This is a genomic window from Gracilibacillus kekensis, from assembly GCF_900143085.1.
Classification (GTDB): domain Bacteria; phylum Bacillota; class Bacilli; order Bacillales; family Amphibacillaceae; genus Gracilibacillus; species Gracilibacillus kekensis.
The window spans coordinates 259,456-278,568 of sequence record NZ_FRCZ01000002.1 but is presented as its reverse complement, the minus strand read 5'-3'; the positions used below and the strand labels follow the sequence as shown (position 1 = coordinate 278,568).

General features: G+C 36.6%; 16 protein-coding genes, 1 tRNA gene and 3 riboswitches. Of the genes, 15 read left to right on the top strand and 2 right to left on the bottom strand.

All coding sequences use genetic code 11. The features are described 5' to 3' along the window. Window positions 1-226 precede the first annotated feature (226 nt). The 6 genes from BUC25_RS06860 to BUC25_RS06835 all read left to right on the top strand — a co-directional run bounded on the left by BUC25_RS06860 (window position 227) and on the right by BUC25_RS06835 (window position 5,697). Window positions 227-1,231, top strand: coding sequence for a tetratricopeptide repeat protein (locus BUC25_RS06860; RefSeq protein ID WP_073201055.1), 1,005 nt, complete (start codon window positions 227-229; stop codon window positions 1,229-1,231). 70 nt (window positions 1,232-1,301) lie between these two features. After that, window positions 1,302-2,252 carry a thioredoxin-disulfide reductase gene (trxB, locus tag BUC25_RS06855; RefSeq protein ID WP_073201053.1) on the top strand — a complete coding sequence of 317 codons (951 nt, stop codon included), beginning with the start codon at window positions 1,302-1,304 and terminating at the stop codon, window positions 2,250-2,252. A 248-nt stretch (window positions 2,253-2,500) separates the two neighbouring features. Next, complete coding sequence (rapZ, locus tag BUC25_RS06850; RefSeq protein WP_073201050.1) at window positions 2,501-3,382, top strand: RNase adapter RapZ; 882 nt, start codon at window positions 2,501-2,503, stop codon at window positions 3,380-3,382. A 4-nt stretch (window positions 3,383-3,386) separates the two neighbouring features. Further along, entirely contained in the window at window positions 3,387-4,340 is a 954-nt protein-coding gene (locus BUC25_RS06845; protein WP_073201048.1) for a gluconeogenesis factor YvcK family protein, read from the top strand. 37 nt (window positions 4,341-4,377) lie between these two features. Further along, the gene (gene whiA, locus BUC25_RS06840) at window positions 4,378-5,325 is read left to right on the top strand and encodes a DNA-binding protein WhiA (RefSeq protein WP_073201046.1); all 948 of its coding nucleotides are present in this window, start codon (window positions 4,378-4,380) and stop codon (window positions 5,323-5,325) included. Between the two features lie 114 nt (window positions 5,326-5,439). Then, entirely contained in the window at window positions 5,440-5,697 is a 258-nt protein-coding gene (locus BUC25_RS06835) for an HPr family phosphocarrier protein (RefSeq protein ID WP_073201044.1), read from the top strand. Window positions 5,698-5,735: 38 nt separating this feature from the next. Here the strand turns inward: BUC25_RS06835 and clpP are convergent, their stop codons facing one another. Then, a complete protein-coding gene (clpP, locus tag BUC25_RS06830) occupies window positions 5,736-6,332 on the bottom strand; it encodes an ATP-dependent Clp endopeptidase proteolytic subunit ClpP (protein WP_073201042.1) in 597 nt (198 codons plus the stop codon). Window positions 6,333-7,092: 760 nt separating this feature from the next. Further along, window positions 7,093-7,165: transfer RNA gene (locus BUC25_RS06825), tRNA-Arg, on the bottom strand. Between the two features lie 222 nt (window positions 7,166-7,387). After that, window positions 7,388-7,505: riboswitch (SAM riboswitch) on the top strand. Between the two features lie 71 nt (window positions 7,506-7,576). Then, a riboswitch (SAM riboswitch) is annotated at window positions 7,577-7,684 on the top strand. 99 nt (window positions 7,685-7,783) lie between these two features. On the opposite strand from BUC25_RS06825, the gene BUC25_RS06820 reads away from it, so the two are divergent. The 9 genes from BUC25_RS06820 to BUC25_RS06780 all read left to right on the top strand — a co-directional run bounded on the left by BUC25_RS06820 (window position 7,784) and on the right by BUC25_RS06780 (window position 19,104). Continuing rightward, on the top strand, window positions 7,784-9,580 hold the full coding sequence (locus BUC25_RS06820; protein WP_073201040.1) for a PLP-dependent aspartate aminotransferase family protein: 1,797 nt from the start codon (window positions 7,784-7,786) through the stop codon (window positions 9,578-9,580). Between the two features lie 26 nt (window positions 9,581-9,606). After that, the gene (locus BUC25_RS06815; RefSeq protein WP_073201037.1) at window positions 9,607-10,611 is read left to right on the top strand and encodes an aliphatic sulfonate ABC transporter substrate-binding protein; all 1,005 of its coding nucleotides are present in this window, start codon (window positions 9,607-9,609) and stop codon (window positions 10,609-10,611) included. 29 nt (window positions 10,612-10,640) lie between these two features. Beyond that, a complete protein-coding gene (locus BUC25_RS06810; RefSeq protein ID WP_073201035.1) occupies window positions 10,641-11,504 on the top strand; it encodes an ABC transporter permease in 864 nt (287 codons plus the stop codon). Between the two features lie 15 nt (window positions 11,505-11,519). Continuing rightward, window positions 11,520-12,248, top strand: coding sequence for an ABC transporter ATP-binding protein (locus BUC25_RS06805; RefSeq protein ID WP_073201034.1), 729 nt, complete (start codon window positions 11,520-11,522; stop codon window positions 12,246-12,248). A gap of 24 nt (window positions 12,249-12,272) precedes the next feature. Beyond that, the gene (acsA, locus tag BUC25_RS06800; RefSeq protein WP_073201032.1) at window positions 12,273-13,985 is read left to right on the top strand and encodes an acetate--CoA ligase; all 1,713 of its coding nucleotides are present in this window, start codon (window positions 12,273-12,275) and stop codon (window positions 13,983-13,985) included. Between the two features lie 134 nt (window positions 13,986-14,119). Continuing rightward, window positions 14,120-14,224, top strand: a riboswitch (SAM riboswitch). Window positions 14,225-14,302: 78 nt separating this feature from the next. Next, the gene (locus tag BUC25_RS06795) at window positions 14,303-15,220 is read left to right on the top strand and encodes an alpha-hydroxy-acid oxidizing protein (protein ID WP_073201030.1); all 918 of its coding nucleotides are present in this window, start codon (window positions 14,303-14,305) and stop codon (window positions 15,218-15,220) included. 754 nt (window positions 15,221-15,974) lie between these two features. Next, a complete protein-coding gene (locus tag BUC25_RS06790; protein WP_073201028.1) occupies window positions 15,975-16,562 on the top strand; it encodes a CalY family protein in 588 nt (195 codons plus the stop codon). Window positions 16,563-16,896: 334 nt separating this feature from the next. Beyond that, on the top strand, window positions 16,897-17,484 hold the full coding sequence (locus tag BUC25_RS06785) for a hypothetical protein (RefSeq protein WP_170862658.1): 588 nt from the start codon (window positions 16,897-16,899) through the stop codon (window positions 17,482-17,484). 144 nt (window positions 17,485-17,628) lie between these two features. Then, window positions 17,629-19,104, top strand: coding sequence for a sugar ABC transporter ATP-binding protein (locus BUC25_RS06780; RefSeq protein WP_073201024.1), 1,476 nt, complete (start codon window positions 17,629-17,631; stop codon window positions 19,102-19,104). Window positions 19,105-19,113: the final 9 nt, after the last annotated feature.

Here is a 19,113-nt window from a genome sequence, read left to right as displayed (position 1 = left end):
CAATAATTATACAGGAAATGGTTGAATTCATCAGTTTAGACAGTTTGAAGTTTTTTTAAAATGAGCTGATGGGTTTAACGAAAAGGAACATCCGGATTGTAATCTGACTTTATAAAAAATGTCTTTTAATGTGCTCAAAATGTGTTATAATGCTAAAGTCATCGAATTTTAAATTAATGAGTGAATAAAATATAAGTGAAAGAAGAATGGGAGGGGAGATACACACGTGCAAAATCCAAATAAATTAGAAGGAAACATTATACCTTTCATTCCTGAAGGGGATTTTTATTTTTCAAAAGGTGTAGAAGCCTATCAAAAAAAGAAATTTGATCTCTCCTTAAAATGGTTTCAAAAAGCGATATCCGAAAAACCTGAAAACCCATTATATCAATGTCAGGCTTCGATTGTTTATACAGAAATCGGTTCCTATCATTTAGCGAATCAATTGTTGACTAAAGTATTATCCAAACACGGTGAGGAATATATTGACTGCTATTACTTAATTGCAAACAATTACGCACATTTGGGCTTGTTAGAAGATGCAACTAAATATGCTCAAATTTATTTAGAAAAGGCACCAGACGGTGATTTTCAGGAAGAAGCTAACACATTATTAGAATTATTGGACTTTAGTGAAGAAGAGGAAGAAGACGATGATTGGACATTAGAGGAAGAAGACGATCTGATCATTTACCAGGAAACTGCTTTTTACCATTTAGAACGTGAAGAGTGGGAAGAAGCAATCGCGGTCTTGGAAGAAATGCTTACATTGTTTCCGGAATTTTCTCAAGCAAGGCATGAATATCATTATGCGTTATTTTTTATTGGAGAAAGAGAAGAAGCGATCACCTTGGAAAAAGAGTATTTAGAAGAGCATCCCGATAATTTATTCAGTTGTATGAATTTGGCTATCTTCTATAAGCATGAGGATAAGCAGTCTAAATATGACTACTATATGGAAATGCTTGCAAATATCTATCCCATCCATGAACAACAAAAATTGCGGATTGCTGTCACTTTTGCTCAGGTTGGCTTGTATCAACAAGCGTTAGATCGATTTAAAATGCTGCATAAATCTAAACTAAAGGGTCATCCTTCTTATTATAGATGGTATAGTACTTGTCAATATTACTTGGGAATGGAAGATTCAGCGATGCGTCTCTGGAAAGAGGGATGTAAGCAACATAACATTCTTTCGGTACAGTCTCCAGCTTGGGAAAAAGGTGAATGAGCAGAATATTAGACGTTTTTTTATAAGCATAAGATAATAGTGATAAGTTAAAGGAGAAAGGATGACAATAATGACTGAGGAAAAAATGTATGACGTTATTATTGCAGGTGCTGGTCCAGCTGGTTTAACAGCGGCTGTTTACACATCACGTGCAAATTTAGATACATTAATGCTTGAAAGAGGTATACCTGGAGGCCAAATGGCGAATACAGAAGATGTCGAAAACTATCCAGGATATGACCATATATTAGGTCCAGACCTATCAACGAAAATGTTTGATCACTCTAAAAAATTTGGTGCAGAATATGCTTATGGGGATATTAAAGAAGTGATTGATCATGGGGATTATAAAACAGTAGTCGCAGGGTCTAAAGAATATAAGACAAAAGCACTTATCATCACCACTGGTGCGCAATATAAGAAAATTGGAGTGCCTGGTGAAGAAGAACTAGGTGGTCGAGGTGTGTCATATTGTGCGGTATGTGATGGTGCATTCTTCAAAGGAAAAGAACTAATTGTCGTTGGTGGTGGAGACTCTGCTGTTGAAGAAGGAGTTTATTTAACGAAATTCGCCGAAAAAGTGACGATTGTTCACCGACGTGATCAACTACGTGCTCAAAAAATCCTACAAGACCGTGCCTTTAAAAATGAAAAAATTGATTTTATTTGGGACACGATCGTTAAATCCATTAATGAAAAAGATGGTAAGGTAGGAAGTGTAACTCTTTATGATAAAAACAAAGGTGAAGAATATGATCGTGCGATAGATGGTACGTTCATTTATATCGGTATGGTGCCATTAAGTGAACCTTTCAAGTCATTAGGTATTACTAATGAGGAAGGTTATATTCCAACAAATGAGAAAATGGAAACAAATGTACCTGGTGTATTTGCTGCTGGAGATATTCGCGAAAAAGAATTGCGTCAAATTGTTACAGCAACAGGCGATGGAAGTATTGCAGCACAAGCTGCACAAGCGTATATTGAGAATTTAGATGAGGCTGTGAATACTCCAAGCTAGTCCTGTAATCATTTCGACATATACACGTAAATAGAAATTAACGTGGCTGTAACACGGACGAAATATAAATGCGATACAATGTAGTTAACTAATTGACCCCCTTTTTAATAAATATAACTTGACGGCATAGGTTCTCATACCTATGCCAATTTTTTTTGTGGTAGAGGTCATTCACTCCGTGTATAATAGTAGTATAATTAAAGATAGAATCGTTAGTGATAAATGTGGAAGAGAGGAGTGGATGAGAGATGGGGAGACAATCTGAAGAAACAAAATTAGTGATTATTACAGGAATGTCAGGTGCAGGTAAAACCGTAGCCGTTCAAAGTTTTGAAGATCTTGGTTATTATTGTGTTGATAATCTTCCACCCGCGCTCCTGCCAAAATTCCTCGAATTGATGAAAGATGCAACAAATAATATTCAAAAAGTCGCACTTGTAATGGATTTACGAGGTCGTGAGTTTTTTGATACATTATTTGAAGCATTAGATACACTTGGACAAGAAGATTGGTTAGAAGAACATATTCTGTTTTTAGACGCAAGTGATCATGTGTTAGTTTCACGATATAAAGAAACAAGACGTTCACACCCTTTAGCGCAAGACGGCTTACCATTAGAAGGGATTCATGCTGAACGGAAGATTTTAGATGAATTAAGAGGACGTTCGCAGCATTTTATTGACACATCTAAGTTAAAGCCTAAGGAATTACGTGAAGAAATTGTCCAAAGATACAGTCAAAAGGATCAAGAAATTTTCTCCGTTCATGCGCTTTCTTTTGGTTTTAAATACGGTTTACCTATTGATGCAGACTTAGTATTTGATGTGCGATTTTTGCCAAACCCACATTATGTTGAGCAACTGCAACCATTAACAGGCTTAAACACGGAAGTATCATCTTACGTCTTTAGATGGTCAGATACACAGAAGTTTTTAGAAAAAGTGATCGATCTATTACAATTTATGCTTCCTCAATATAAACGCGAAGGAAAAACCCAGTTAGTGATTGCGATTGGTTGTACAGGTGGTCAACATCGTTCAGTCGCAATTGCTGAGCATCTAGCCAAACATTTTCAAAAAAATTATGTCACACATGTCAGTCATCGTGATATAGAGAAGCGAAAGGGATAATTACATGGTACAATCCGATTTCAAGAAAATAGTTGTGATTGGTGGTGGAACGGGTATGCCTGTTTTACTGCGCGGTCTAAAACAGCACCCCATTGATTTATCAGCAATTGTAACGGTAGCAGATGATGGAGGCAGTTCTGGTCGTCTGCGATCCGAAATGGAAATGCCAGCACCGGGGGATATAAGAAACGTGATCGCAGCATTGTCAGATGTAGAGCCAATGCTGATGGAATTATTCCAACATCGTTTTACCAAAGGAAATGGCCTTTCAGGTCATTCAATGGGTAATCTCTTGTTAGCTGCTATGACGTCTGTTACAGGCGATTTTTACACAGGAATAAAAGAAATCTCTCGCGTGTTGAATGTTAAAGGTAATATTTATCCAATAGCAAATCAAAATATGTTTTTGCATGCCGAGTATGAAGACGGAGACATTGTGATTGGTGAATCAAATATTCCTAAAGCAAACAAGCGAATTAGACGGGTATTTCTTAAGCCAAATCCAGTTCTGCCTTTACCAGAAGCTGTAGAAGCAATCCATGATGCGGATCTTGTTGTAATTGCACCTGGAAGTCTATATACCAGCACACTTCCAAATTTGATCGTTCCACAAATTGGAGAAGCATTACGCCAAACAACTGCAAAAGTCGTATATGTATGTAATGTTATGACACAGGTAGGTGAAACCAACCATTATAGTGCATCCGATCATGTACAAGCCATTGCTGATCATATTGGAACAGGTTGTATTCAGGCGATTGTAATGCATAACAGAACAATTGATCAAGATGTACAAATGGTCTATGCAGAAGAAAATGCGGAACCTGTTCGCTATGATTTGGATAAATTAAGAAGTATGGGATTAGAAATAATTGAAGAGGATATTGTAAAAGAACGTAATCATTCACTACGGCATGACACGGATAAGGTAGCTAACGTATTATGTTCATTAATATAGTAACAACTTTTTACAGGATGAGACGGGAGGGAGAAAGTTGTCTTTTGCGGCAGATATAAAAAAAGAGTTAACGAAAATTGAAAGTGATGATTGTTGTCAACAATCAGAATTGGCAGCATTAATTCGAATGAATGGCGCAATTTCTTTTTCAAAAAGTCATTACTCCCTGGATGTGCAAACAGAAAACGCAGCTATTGCGCGCCGCATCTACACACTTATTAAAGCTATGTATGCTATTCCGGTGGAGTTACTCGTACGGAAAAAGATGAAATTAAAGAAAAATAATGTCTATATCGTACGAATGAGTAAAGGTGTAAAAGAAATGTTGCAAGATATGGAAATACTTGTTGAACCGTTACAATTCATTCGAACGATCTCAACTAAATATACGAAAAAAGAGTGCTGTCGCCGAGCCTATTTAAGAGGAGCATTTTTAGCTGGTGGCTCTGTTAATAATCCAGAGACTTCTTCCTATCATTTAGAAATATATAATTTTCATGAAGAGCACAATCAGTCGCTCTGTGATTTATTGAATGAATATGGTTTACATGCACGAATCCTAGAACGAAAAAAAGGTTTCATCACCTATATCAAAGAAGCAGAAAAAATTACCGAGTTATTAAACTATATAGGTGCACATCAAGCTTTATTTAAGTTTGAAGATGTAAGAATCGTCAGAGATATGCGAAACTCCGTTAATCGTTTGGTGAATTGTGAGACAGCTAACCTTAATAAAACGATAGGGGCAGCATTTAGACAATTAGAAAACATTCGATTTATTGATAAAACAGTTGGTTTGGAAGCATTACCCGATAAATTGCAAGAGATTGCCAAACTTCGCATGGAACATCAAGATGTATCGTTAAAAGAATTAGGTGAAATGGTTTCTGGTGGAAAGATCAGTAAATCAGGAATTAATCATCGCTTGAAAAAAATTGATCAATTCGCGGAACAGTTGCGGAATGAAGAATTACCAGTAAATTAATGAATAGGGGGGGGGACCTCCCATCTCATTAAAATGAATAAGACGAGTTGTTAAATAGTAAAATAAAATGATAACGCTTACTAAAGCGTGCATGTTAAACAGGAGGGGAATATCATGTTAGAGAAAGAGGTAGTTATATCAATTGAACCTGGATTACAAGCGAGACCTGCTGCCCAATTTGTTCAGAAGGCAAATAGCTTTTCATCAGAAATTTTTATTGAAAAAGATTCAAAACGAATTAATGCGAAAAGTATAATGGGTTTGATGAGTCTCGCTTTATCAAAAGGAACTCAGATCAAAATTATCGTAGATGGTTCAGACGAACAGGAGGCATTAAAGGAGTTAGTAGAGTATGTAGAAGGAAAAAAATAAAAAAAGTGGCGAATATTGAGTTCGCCACTTTTTTCTGTTTAATTAAGGTCAGATGGTTTCTTTTCCATTACTTTATCAATTAAACCGTACTCTTTTGCTTTTTCTGCTGTCATGAAGTTATCACGATCTGTATCTTTTTCTACTACTTCAATTGGTTGACCAGTTCGATCAGCGAGAATTTGATTTAATTTTTTGCGCATTTCAATAATGCGATTTGCATGGATTTGGATATCTGACGCTTGACCTTGCGTACCACCTAATGGTTGGTGAATCATTACTTCACTATTAGGTAATGCAAAACGTTTCCCTGGTTCACCTGCAGCAAGTAAGAAGGCACCCATAGATGCTGCCATACCGATACAGATGGTAGAAACATTTGGTTTGATGAACTGCATCGTATCATAGATTGCCATACCTGCAGTAATGGAACCGCCTGGTGAGTTAATGTATAGAGAGATATCTTTATCTGGATCCTCTGCTGCTAAGAAAAGCAGTTGCGCTACGATACTGTTGGATACATTATCATCAATACCGCTTCCTAACATAATAATTCTGTCTTTTAATAGGCGAGAATAAATGTCATATGCACGTTCGCCTCTGTTTGTTTGTTCAATAACTGTTGGGATTAAATTCATAAAACAATTCCTCCTTTAAACACTTGCTTTTTCGTTAGTATTTTTCTAACTATGTACATCTTAACCCAATGGTCAAAAAAGGTCAAAAGATTTGATTTTCTATATTCATACTACCCCAAACCACCGCCGCTTAAACGACCAAGCATAAAAAAGGTGATCGTTAAAATATAATTACTGAATAAAAGTAGGATTATACGACACTAATGTAGTGGTAATTATGAGATATTATATGTGCTTCGCAATCGCTCCGGCTTGTCGGCTTCCCTTTCCGCGGGTTTTTCTCCTCAGCTAACTTTTTAAGCAAAGTGCGCTTAAAAAGTGGATCTTCGGATAAAAACATCCCGCAGGAGTGGAAGCCGACGCCTGCGCTTTTTTATACTCTACAACTGAAGCAAGAGAATGTATTTTTGCTATAATCACTAGCTTTTTGTGGTAAAAAATTTTAGAGATAATCCAAAATATTAGCATTTGTTAAAAATGTAGAATTCCATTGAGCCTAGGCGGCCACTTCGACTCCTAGGGGATCAGCGCGATCTGAAGATCCACTTTGTAAAGTGATCTTCTTTACAAAGTTAGCTGAAGACGCGCCCCCTGGAAAGCGAAGTGGGCAAGCCGGAGCGGATACCACACTCATATAAAATGTCAAAATTACCATCAGGTTGTGTCGTATAATCCTACTAATACACACAAAAATCCAAACGAAAAGTAAACGTTTGGATTTTTGTGATGATAACTATTTTGTTCTAACCTTTTTGAGTAACGCGCCCGGAGGGATTTGAACCCCCGACTCATGGTACCGGAAACCATTGCTCTATCCCCTGAGCTACGGGCGCATGATATGAATGTTATGAAAATGGCGACAAGATTTATTATAGCGAAGATAGCCATTAATTTCAATAGATCTAATGAAAAGAGAAACATTTTGATCAAGACAAGAAAGATAGTCAAAACAATATTCAAAAATATTCAGAAAATATATTGACATCATTCAGACCTCATGCTAAAGTTATAAATATCGAAAAGCAAAAGCGAGTTGATTACTCGGAATTAAATAATTCTTATCCAGAGAGGTGGAGGGACTGGCCCTTTGAAACCTCGGCAACCATTGAGCGTAACGTCGCTTAATACAGGTGCCAATTCCACTAGGTGATCTAAAACCTAGAGAGATAAGAGAGCGAATCCAGATATTTAAGTCTCTCTATCTCCATATAGAGAGACTTTTTTGATTTAAAATTTAATAATAACTCTTATCAAGAGTGGCGGAGGGACTGGCCCGACGATGCCCGGCAACCATTAAGCAACAGCTTAAAAGGTGCTAATTCCTGCAGGATGTGAATCCTGGTAGATAAGAGGAGGACAACTGCAATGACAGTTAAAGCCTTCTTCTTATCGAAGAAGGCTTTTTTATTACCAAAAAATGATTGAAATAGAAAATCGAGGAGGAAATAGCAATGACAGACTTTCAAAATTCAACATATGATCCAGAGACAATTCACTTACATGGCGGTCAAGCACCAGATCCGACAACAGGTTCACGAGCGGTACCAATCTATCAGTCTACTTCCTATGTATTTCACGATACCGAACATGCGGAACGATTATTCGCTCTAGATGAACCAGGTAATATTTATTCACGAATCGGAAACCCAACAGTAGATGTTTTTGAAAAAAGATTAGCACTGTTAGAGGATGGAGTTGCAGCAGTAGCCACTGCATCGGGTATGTCAGCTATCACGCTTTCGATCCTAAACCTGGCAAACGCAGGTGATGAAATTGTGGCAGGGGTTAACTTATACGGTGGGACTTACAATCTTTTTAATGTGACACTTCCACGATATGGCATTAACGTAAAATTCGTTGATCCAACAGATCCAGAGAACTTTAAAGCAGCAATCACCGATAAAACGAAAGCTGTGTACGGTGAAATTATCGGTAACCCTGGATTGCAAGTATTAGACGTGGTAAGAGTTTCAGAGATTGCACATGATGCTGGTGTTCCGGTAATTGTTGATAATACGTTTGCTACACCATTTGGATGTAAGCCAATAACATTAGGTGCTGATATCGTTGTACATTCGGCAACCAAATGGATAGGTGGTCACGGTACTTCGATTGGTGGAATCATTATTGATGGTGGGCGATTTAATTGGAATTCTGAAAAGTATCCAGCATTTACGGAACCTGATCCAAGTTATAATGGCATTCGTTACGCAGTTGATTTTGGTACGTTAGCATTTATTACGAAGGTGAGAGTTCAACTATTAAGAGACTTTGGTGCAGCATTGAGTCCATTTAATGCCTTCCAACTTCTCCAGGGATTAGAAACCTTACACATTCGAATTGAACGTCATAATCAAAATGCTCAAGAACTTGCAGAATATTTAAACAGTCATGAAGCAGTTGAGTGGGTAACTTACCCGGGACTTGAAAGTCATCCGTCCCATGGTTTAGCAAAACGGATTTTAAATAATGGATTTGGATCGATCATTGTATTCGGTATTAAAGGCGGCAGAGATGCTGGACGTGACTTAATTAATAATGTTGCACTTTGGTCACATGTTGCCAATGTTGGTGACGCAAAATCATTAATTATACACCCCGCATCAACAACGCACCAGCAATTAACAAAAGATCAATTAGATGAAACCGGAGTTACAGAAGAGTTAGTTCGCTTATCGGTTGGTATTGAATCTTTTCGAGATATCAAAAACGACTTAGATCAAGCACTAACGAAAGCAACTGGCATCGGTACAGACAAACAGCAGCAAATTATCGTTAATGATGAAGGTATTATTAAGTGGGCGTTAAATTCACCACATCAGCGTTATACAGAAAATGGTGAAGAAAAAACACGCCAAAAAACGTTAGCAATTGTCGGTTTAAGCGGCAAAGAAGCAAGACCAAGTTACCGTCTTGCAAGAAAAATGCAACGACTTGGTTATAAAATCATTCCGGTCAATCCAAGAGAAACAGAAATTCTAGGAGAAAAAGCATATCCGGATTTGAAGAGTGTACCGGTAGATATTGATATTGTGCAAGTATTCCGCAGTCCAGATGCAGCAATCGAAATTGCCAAAGAAGCAATTGAAGTAAATCCGAAAGTATTCTGGTTACAAGAAGGTGTAGTATCACCGAAGGCAGAACAAGTTGCTTTAGAAGGAGGCCTGCAAGTAGTGCATAACCGCTGTACTTATAAAGAAGCACAACGATTAAGAGGAACGATTTCAACGTATGCATGTGAAATATAAAATAAAAGAAAAAAGGGGACATTATCATGAAAAGAGTACCATTAATTGATTTAAGAAGTTTTTTAGCAATCGCAGTATTTGGCATTATTTTATTATTAGCAGTAGGTTGTTCATCTGATAGTGAAGCAGAAGGTAAACCATCAAAAATTCGTTTAGATTATGCTTATTATTCACCAACAAGTATTGTATTAAAAGAATTTGGATGGGCAGAAGAAGCATTTGAAGAAGAAGGTATCGAGGTAGAATGGACTCTAAGTCAAGGAAGTAACAAAGCGATTGAATATTTAAATAGTGACAGTGTTGACTTTGGTTCAACCGCAGGTGCAGCAGCACTGATCGCAGAATCAAATGATGTACCATTAGAAAATGTATATGTTTATTCACAACCAGAGTGGACAGCATTAGTAACCAACGAAGGATCAGGAATTGAATCCATTGAAGATCTAAAAGGTAAGAAAGTTGCAGCAACTCTAGGTACAGATCCATACATCTTCCTAGTGAGAGCACTTGATTCTGTAGGTATGACTATTAATGATATTGAATTAGTTAATCTTCAGCATGCTGATGGTGGCAACGCGCTTGTAAATGGTGATGTTGATGCATGGGCAGGACTTGATCCGCACATGGCAAAGCATGAGTTAGAGTCAGGCACAGAATTGTTTTTTAGAGATATTGATTTAAATACGTATGGTTTTCTAAATGTACGAGAAGAGTTTGCTGAAAATAACCCAGAATATGTTGAAAAAGTCATTGAAGTATATGAAAAAGCTCGTAAATGGGTTTTGGAAAATCCTGATGAAGCGGCAGAATTGTTAGCAGAAGAAGCCGATATCAGTACCGAAGTTGCAAATATTCAACTAGTAGAAAGAACAATTCTAGATAATCCAGTACCTGGTGATGCGCATGTAGAAGCAATTAAGGCTGCTGGCGATGTGTTACAACAAGCAGGAGATCTGGAAGAAGATGATGATGTCGAAGCATTAACCAATGAATTGATTAATCCAGAATATGCAGAAAGTGTTATTGAATAATAGGTAAAGGTTAATAGGAGGGGCAAACAATGGCAGAACAGCAAAATAGTACAGTCTCTGGATATGCTAGTCCAGCGCAAATCGATATAAAACAGAAGGGAAAACAAGATTCCTCAAAAAAGAATAAAGGATCGTTATTACAAACTGTCTTATACGGAAGTATCATTCCAGTTGCGTTGATTGTCTTATGGGAGCTGCTCAGTCGTGCTGGCGTTGTCCCTTCCAATCAACTACCAGCTCCAACTACTATTTTAGAAAAAATCATTAGTTTGGGTCAGGATGGGTCACTTTGGGGACATATTTGGATCACCACGTACCGAGTCTTCGCAGGATTTATTATCGGAACAGTTGCAGCGATTGTTTTAGGTGCAGTAGTTGGTTTTTATAAGAAGGCCGAACAATTATTTGATCCAATGATTCAAGCGTTTCGTTCGATTCCATCTCTAGCATGGGTACCATTGTTTATTTTATGGATGGGTATCGGAGAAACATCAAAAGTAGTAATGATTGCTGTTGGGGTATTTTTCCCTGTCTACTTAAACATTGTTAGTGGGATTTTAGGTGTCGATCGAAAGTTAATTGAAGTAGGAAAAATGTATGGTTTAAATACCTTCCAACTTGTCAAACGAATCATTCTTCCGGCATCATTACCTTCCTTTTTAGTAGGGATGCGTAGTGGATTAGGACTTGGCTGGATGTTTGTCGTAGCTGCAGAATTAATGGGTGCTAGCCAAGGTCTTGGTTTCTTACTTGTGTTTGGTCAGAATATGTCGAGTCCGGAAACGATTTTAGCAAGTATTATCCTTTTTGCGATTATTGGCAAGCTTTCAGATTGGGTTTTAAAACAAGTAGAAGTTCGTTCTCTGCATTGGCAAGATCGGCTCGAGAAATAGGAAGGGGTATTTAACATGAGTTTAGCACTTAGAGATGTTAGTCGTACATTTAATGGAACTACTGCTGTTAGAGGCGTTAATTTAGAAGTAGAACCAGGAGAAATTATTGGTTTACTCGGCACAAGTGGGTGTGGGAAAAGTACCTTATTACGAGCAATATCCGGATTGGATTCAGAATATGATGGAGAAATTGAAATTAACGGCAATGTCTCCAGACAAATTCAGGATACAGCAAGTTTTATTTTTCAGGAACCTAGATTGTTACCATGGTTAAATGTGCTAGATAATGTGACATTCGGATTGACAGGTAAACGTAAAGACAAAGAAAATAGAGCAATTGATTATTTAGAAAGTGTTGGTTTACGTGGTAAAGAATCACTTTATCCTCGCGAATTATCCGGTGGTATGGCGCAACGCGTGGCAATCGCACGAGCGCTTGTTACGTCTCCAGAAATCTTACTATTAGATGAACCTTTCAGTGCATTGGATGCCTTTACTAAAATGCAACTACAGGATTTGTTACTAGATGTTTGGAAAAAGTATCAATCTACTATTGTTATGGTGACACATGATATTGACGAGGCGATGTATTTATGTGATCGTGTCGTAATTTTAAAAGGACAGCCTGGAGAAGTCGAAAGAGAAATCAGAGTAGATCAGGAAAGACCACGGGATCGTGGTAGTGAATATTTAGCACATTTGAAATCAGAAATTTTGGAATGCCTGGACTTAAATAAAAAGTAAATCGTCTTCAAGGGGGATAATCTCATGACAAAACAAGCAACATCACATATAGAAAAAGTAGATGGTATCTATAATCTTAGTAACTATGACACGATTTATGAAAATTTTGACTGGAAAGATGCGAAAAAGTTACTGTCTGCAGCCAAAACAGGGAAAATTAATGCAGCATATGAGACGATTGATCGTCATGTGGATGAAGGATTTGGAGACAAAACAGCTTTACATTATATAAATGAGACTGAGAAGAGATCTTATACATTTAAAGAAGTAAAAGATAAAACAGATCATTATGCAAGAATTTTAAAGGAAAACGGTGTTAAAAAAGGGGATCGTGTATTCATCTTTTTGCCTAAAACACCAGAATGTTATATTGCCATCTTAGCGGCTATTAAAGTGGGAGCTATTGCTGGCCCATTATTTGAGGCATTTATGGAAGATGCGGTACGAGACCGAATCAATGATTGTGATGGTACCTTGTTAATTACCGATCAAGAACTAGCCAAACGAGTACCACAACAGGATATCCCGTCTCTTCATACTATTTTATATGTCGAAGATATTGAAAAAGAACCATTACAATCAGTGGATGGTGATCAATTTGTCGAATGGGTCGACTGGGAAGACGGATTAATTATTCATTATACGAGTGGTTCAACTGGAAAGCCAAAAGGTGTCTTACATGCTCATCGTGCAGTTCAGCATCATATTGTAACAGGTAAATGGGTGTTAGATATCAAGGATGAAGATGTCTACTGGTGTACGTCACATCCAGGATGGGTAACAGGTAGTGTTTATGGTCTATTTGCCCCGTTATTAAATAGAGCGACTGTTGTTATTCAAGGTGGACGTTTTAGTGCTGAAAACTGGTATTCTCTGATAGAAGAGCTAGGGGTGACGATTTGGTACAGTGCTCCTACCGCTTTCCGTATGTTGTTATCACAAGGAGATTTATATAAAAAGTATGATCTTTCATCCGTCAGACATGTATTAAGTGTCGGGGAACCATTAAACCCAGAAGTAATTCAATGGGCATGGAATAGCTTGAAAGTACGAATTCATGATACATGGTGGATGACAGAAACAGGTGGACATTTAATCGTTAATCTCCCTGCTGAAAAAATCAAACCTGGATCAATGGGAAGGCCTTTTCCAGGAGTACAGATTGGTATATTAGATGATGAAGGGCAAGAGTTACCTCGTGGTGAAGTAGGACAATTAGCCGTTCGAACTCCGTGGCCAGGATTGATGAAAGAGATTTGGGGAAACCAGGATAAATTCAAATCCTATTTCCAATATGAAGGCTGGTACATTTCTGGGGATTTAGCATTACAAGATGAGGAAGGTTATGTATTCTTCCAAGGTCGTAACGACGATATGATCAATTCTGCTGGTGAGCGGATTGGACCTTTTGAAGTGGAAAGTAAATTAATCGAACATCCGGCAGTGGAAGAGGCTGGTGTGATTGGTAAACCTGATGAATTACGCGGGGAACTTGTAAAAGCTTTTATAACTTTACGACAGGGCTTTAGCCAATCCAAAGAATTGTTAGAGGAAATTCGCATTTTTGTTAGAAAGAACTTATCTGCACATGCCGCTCCAAGGGAAATTGAAGTGGTGGAGGAACTGCCGAAAACCAAAATTAGTGGAAAAATTTTAAGACGACAATTAAAAGCATTAGAAATCGAAAGAGCTAATAAAGCAAGACTTCAATCAGAGGGAGTTTTACACTCCCGCTGATTGCTAGCGAAACTTATTAGGAAGTTAGCGTCCGTTATCCCCCACCTTAACTTCTTTGCTTTCGCTCGAATCTTCAAGTGGGGGTTTTACGGACGATTATACCGTGATAAAGTTAAAATATAAACATATAAATACTCTTATGTAGAGTGGTGGAGGGACTGGCCCAATGAAACCCGGCAACCTTAAGCAAATGCTTAAAAGGTGCTAAATCCTGCAAACAATTGTTTGAAAAATAAGAGGGAGATAATAAATGTTAGTCTCTCTTGATCTATCAAGAGGGACTTTTTGTTTCCCTTACTATTAGGAGGAATAAGAAAATGGTAAAAACAATTATCCGCAAAAGTAAAGAGGAAGAAGTAAAGGAAAGGGCTATTAACCAATTGTCAAAAGATTCTCAGGATTATTTGAGCGAGATCACAAAACCAAGTATACGTCCTACCTCTTTCCAGTTGAATAAGGGAGAACCATCAAAAAATAAAATTTCTCCTTTGTTATTAGGAGCGATTGGAGCACAGACATATTTCCATGAGGATGGTGAACTTGCTAGTGCAATAGCTGCACAAAAACAAGGGATACCTTTTGTTGTTAGCAGTCATTCTGCATATAGTTTAGAAGAAATTAGTGATGCTGTACCAGATAGTGAGTTATGGTTCCAGGCCCATCTTTTCAAAGATCGTTCACTGACTAAAAACTTTATTCAAAGGGCAGAACTTTCAGGATATCAAGCCATTATTTTATCGATCTCAGATGATACAGTAAACCTTAATGCAGATTTATTGGATAAAGGAATTACCAATTTTATAGTAGATCCAATTTTTGCAAAAAAGAACTATAAAAGTTCCCTAACTATTAAGGAGCAAATTACTCAGGAATATCAGGATCGTGAAATAACTTGGGAGGATATTCGTTATTTACAACAATTCACTACACTTCCTATATATATTTATGGAGATTTGACGATAGATGATGTTCGCAGTGCCTTGCGTCATCAAATAGACGGACTTATATTCACAAATATTCCTTCATCAACGACAGATCTTTTAGCAAAGGTGAATACAATTGTTGGGGATAAACTAAAAGTGGTGATTGAAACAGATGTGGAGACACAAGAAAATTTAAATCAATATCTCCTTCAGGGTGCCGACGCGATATCGATTAAAATGAACTATATTTATGGCTTGGCTACTTCGGGCGTATCGGGTGTGGAAAGAGTGATAGATGAACTTAACGCATGAGGGTATTACTAATTCAGCTTATTTTCACTGCTGTGTTCATTTTTGAATGTCGCTCTTTCAACTTATAAGAACGTAGGTGGAGCTAAGACTATTGCTGGAAAAACGTGACAGAAAATTATAATATTAAAACTTCTTCAATTTTACATGGAGCCTCAACTGAACCGTTACTGCTTCATGTAAAATTGTATTAGCATGAATACTGGAAATAGACATTTGTATATTCATCCGTACCTTTTTTAAAAAGATGGGATTTGTCGCAATAAATGGGTAATAACTAATAATTATGTAAAAATTTAGAATTGTTCATTGACAAGTCTAGTAAAATCTGATAAATTTGAAAAAAACATAAAAGTAAGCGGTTTCAATAAAACTTACTTTTGTTTAGCTCCAAAGATTGCTTCCTGTACTCTACTATTAGATAGAGTTTTATTTTTTGTAAAAACGTTCTTTATAAAGAATGAAATTAATCATAGATATTACTCCGAATTATAAAGGTTTCCCTTGGATACTAAAATATTAACAGCTGTGTTAATTAAGTTAATAAAATAAAACCGATCTACATTCTTTAATAAGAACTATGGTATGAAAAAACTTCTATTTCAAGTAATACCACATCTTCATGCAATGTTTGTTGATAGGACAAACTATGTAAGTGTAGACGATCGATCTAAGCAAATCAATAAAGGTTCTAATTTCTCGTTTGGGAAATTAAAATAAATAACCCATGTGGGTAAAAAATCAGGAGGAGTTTTATATGAGTATTAAAAAGAAACTAGGATTAGGTTTAGCATCTGCAGTATTAGGTATTTCACTAATTGGAGGAGGAACATACGCTTACTTTAGTGATACGGAAGTAACAAATAACACATTTGCAGCAGGAACGTTGGATTTATCAGTAAACCCAACAGAAATTATTAATGTGGACAATATTAAACCAGGGGATACGATGGTTCGTACATTTGAATTGATCAACGACGGTACGTTAGATATTTCAAAGGTATTATTAGATACTGATTATACGGTGAATGATGCAAATAGTAATAATTCAGAAGATTTTGGTAAACACATTCAGGTTTCATTTTTATCCAACATGGATAAATTAGATGAAGTTATTTTTGAAACTTCTTTAGCCGATTTAAAGACAATGAGTCCGGAAGCAGTTGCAGAAGAAATTAACCCGGTCATATTTGAAGACGGCGGTTTAGAAGCAGACACACTAGATGATCTTTCGGTTAAGTTCGAATTTGTAGATAATGGACAAGATCAAAATGAATTCCAAGGTGATTCCTTAGAATTGAAGTGGACGTTTACTGCTGAACAAACAGAGGGTGAAGAAAGATAATATTAGTGTGTAGATCAGATTCGTTATTCTTTTACTAAATCAATTATCAATCTATCACATTCCATTTGATCACAGCTCTAAACTTATGTAATATCCCCACTGGTCAAAAGTTGTACAGGTAAAGTAGACCCCAGCAGTAAAGGGGTCTACTACCAGAATACATTAGTACATATGTAATTTATTAAGCTGATAACAATATCATTTTAACATGTGAAGATGAAGTAACCTTCAACTGTTTCTTACTATTATAGTATCCATAATAACTTAAACAAAAAACACAAGCGTTTCCCAGCATGGTGTGTTCTCACATTATTGATAAGGGGGTTTTTTTCTATTGATGAAGTCTAAACTGTCAAAAAAAAACTCGAACAGACTTAGGTATAAGATATGGCTTAGTTGTATAGGTATAATAGTAATTTTAGTTGTGATAACGCTTATAGTATTTGATCTTATTGATAATAAAAGCCTGCAAGCAGGAGATATACCAGAAGAATGGAAGGAATATGAGTTGACAGGTAAAGAAAATAAAATAAGGGCAGCTTTAATTAGCCTGATGGGAAGCCCAACCGGTGAATTTATTTACGTGTATGAATCTGGATGTGATGCATGCGAAGAAATGGATTCGATCATTTTTCCTTTAGCAGAACAACAAAACATCACAGTATCTCGCTTTAATGCCAGTCAAAATAAGGATTTATTGCCTTTATTGGATTTGGATAATATATCTCTTCCTGCAACGATTTATTATAGTAGGGGATATAAAATTGGTTGGATCGGCAGTAACGAAGAGGATCAATATTATAAAGATTTTTTTGATCATTTTCATCATCATTATGAAAAGCATCCAGAAGGTGAACCGGATTATCAAGAAATAGAGAATATGAAACAGGAAGGCGATCATATACATCCAAATAGTCAGTAAATACATTTTTGCTCTGAATATTCACTTTTCTACGGTATAACCAAACAGACGATAACTTCCTAAAAGGATTCGTTAACGCCCTGATTGTGGTTTCACTTTATTGTATCAGTAAAAAGTTTAATTTTAAATAAAGGAGGATTGCTCATGATCTTAGAAATGAAAGGAATTATTAAGAAATTTGGCAATGTAGTTGCCATCAATGAAGTAGATTTTCAATTAAATGAGGGGGAAGTTCACGCTTTGGTGGGAGAGAATGGAGCTGGTAAATCTACTTTAATGAAAATCATTGCCGGCGTATACCAACCAGACAGTGGCGAAATATTCGTACAAGGAAAAAAGGCAGCTATCTCTTCTCCATCTGAATCACAAAAATTAGGTATTTCAATCATTCATCAGGAATTAAATCTAATTCCTTATTTAACCGTATCTGAGAATATTTTTTTAGGGAGAGAACCAAAAAATCTAGGCTTTGTAGATTATAAAAAAATGAAAAGGAACACATTAGAATTAATAAAGCAATTTGATTTAGACCTAAACCCAAAAGCGTTGGTTAAAGATTTAAGTATTGGAGAACAACAAGTAGTTGAAATTTTGAAGGCGCTTTCTTTAAAACCTGATATTTTAATTATGGATGAACCAACAGCGGTATTAACGGAAAAAGAAACCTCTAAGTTGTTTGAATTAATGCAGCTGTTGAAGAAAAGAAACGTCTCCATTATTTATATATCTCATAGATTGCCAGAATTAAAGATCATTTGTGACAAATTCACCGTATTACGTGATGGGAAATGGGTGAAAACAGCAGAGATACAGGATTTTACTGAACATGATATCGCTAATTTAATGGTTGGGAGAGAGTTAGAAGATATGTATCCCTCTGTCCCTGCAAACATAGGAAAAGAAATTCTACGTGTGGAAGGATTAACACAGAGTGGTCATTTTAATAATATAAATTTCAGCTTAAAACAAGGGGAGATTCTTGGATTTTCAGGTTTAATTGGTGCAGGAAGAAGTGAATTAGCAAATGCTATCTTTGGTGGAGATCCTGCAGATGAAGGAGAAGTATATTGGAAAGGAAAAAAAATTAAATACAAATCACCCATCAAAGCTGTGCAGGATGGCTTTGGTTTCGCAACAGAGGATCGCAAAGAGACTGGATTAATTTTAGATATGAGTATTGCTAACAATATTACTTTGCCAAGCTTAAAGAAATACAAGCGTGCTGGTTTTGTCAACAAGAAGTCAGAATACAGAGATATTCAACAACAAATAAAAGATTTAAATATAAAGCTTTATAACATGTACCAGGCAGTGAAGAACTTAAGTGGTGGGAATCAACAAAAAGTAGTACTTGCCAAGTGGTTAGTCGCTGATACAGAAATTTTCTTTTTTGACGAACCAACACGTGGAATAGATGTTGGTGCAAAAAGAGAAATCTATCATTTAATTTCCAATTTAGCCAAAGAAGGCAAAGGAGTTATCGTAATATCATCAGAATTACCTGAATTATTAGGTATATGTAATCGAATATTAGTGATGTATAACGGTGAAATCAATGGTGAATTTAGCCATGAAGAAGCATCAGAACAAGTATTAATGAGAAAAGCAACAGGTTTATAAGAGAGGAGC

Bases quoted from the DNA above. Each gene is read 5' to 3' on its own strand.
- BUC25_RS06815 (WP_073201037.1), top strand. From the start codon at position 9,607: ATGAAAAGAGTACCATTAATTGATTTAAGAAGTTTTTTAGCAATCGCA.
- acsA (WP_073201032.1), top strand. From the start codon at position 12,273: ATGACAAAACAAGCAACATCACATATAGAAAAAGTAGATGGTATCTAT.
- rapZ (WP_073201050.1), top strand. From the start codon at position 2,501: ATGGGGAGACAATCTGAAGAAACAAAATTAGTGATTATTACAGGAATG.
- BUC25_RS06780 (WP_073201024.1), top strand. From the start codon at position 17,629: ATGATCTTAGAAATGAAAGGAATTATTAAGAAATTTGGCAATGTAGTT.
- BUC25_RS06820 (WP_073201040.1), top strand. From the start codon at position 7,784: ATGACAGACTTTCAAAATTCAACATATGATCCAGAGACAATTCACTTA.
- clpP (WP_073201042.1), bottom strand. From the start codon at position 6,332: ATGAATTTAATCCCAACAGTTATTGAACAAACAAACAGAGGCGAACGT.
- BUC25_RS06805 (WP_073201034.1), top strand. From the start codon at position 11,520: ATGAGTTTAGCACTTAGAGATGTTAGTCGTACATTTAATGGAACTACT.
- trxB (WP_073201053.1), top strand. From the start codon at position 1,302: ATGACTGAGGAAAAAATGTATGACGTTATTATTGCAGGTGCTGGTCCA.
- BUC25_RS06835 (WP_073201044.1), top strand. From the start codon at position 5,440: ATGTTAGAGAAAGAGGTAGTTATATCAATTGAACCTGGATTACAAGCG.
- BUC25_RS06810 (WP_073201035.1), top strand. From the start codon at position 10,641: ATGGCAGAACAGCAAAATAGTACAGTCTCTGGATATGCTAGTCCAGCG.
- BUC25_RS06795 (WP_073201030.1), top strand. From the start codon at position 14,303: ATGGTAAAAACAATTATCCGCAAAAGTAAAGAGGAAGAAGTAAAGGAA.
- BUC25_RS06845 (WP_073201048.1), top strand. From the start codon at position 3,387: ATGGTACAATCCGATTTCAAGAAAATAGTTGTGATTGGTGGTGGAACG.
- BUC25_RS06790 (WP_073201028.1), top strand. From the start codon at position 15,975: ATGAGTATTAAAAAGAAACTAGGATTAGGTTTAGCATCTGCAGTATTA.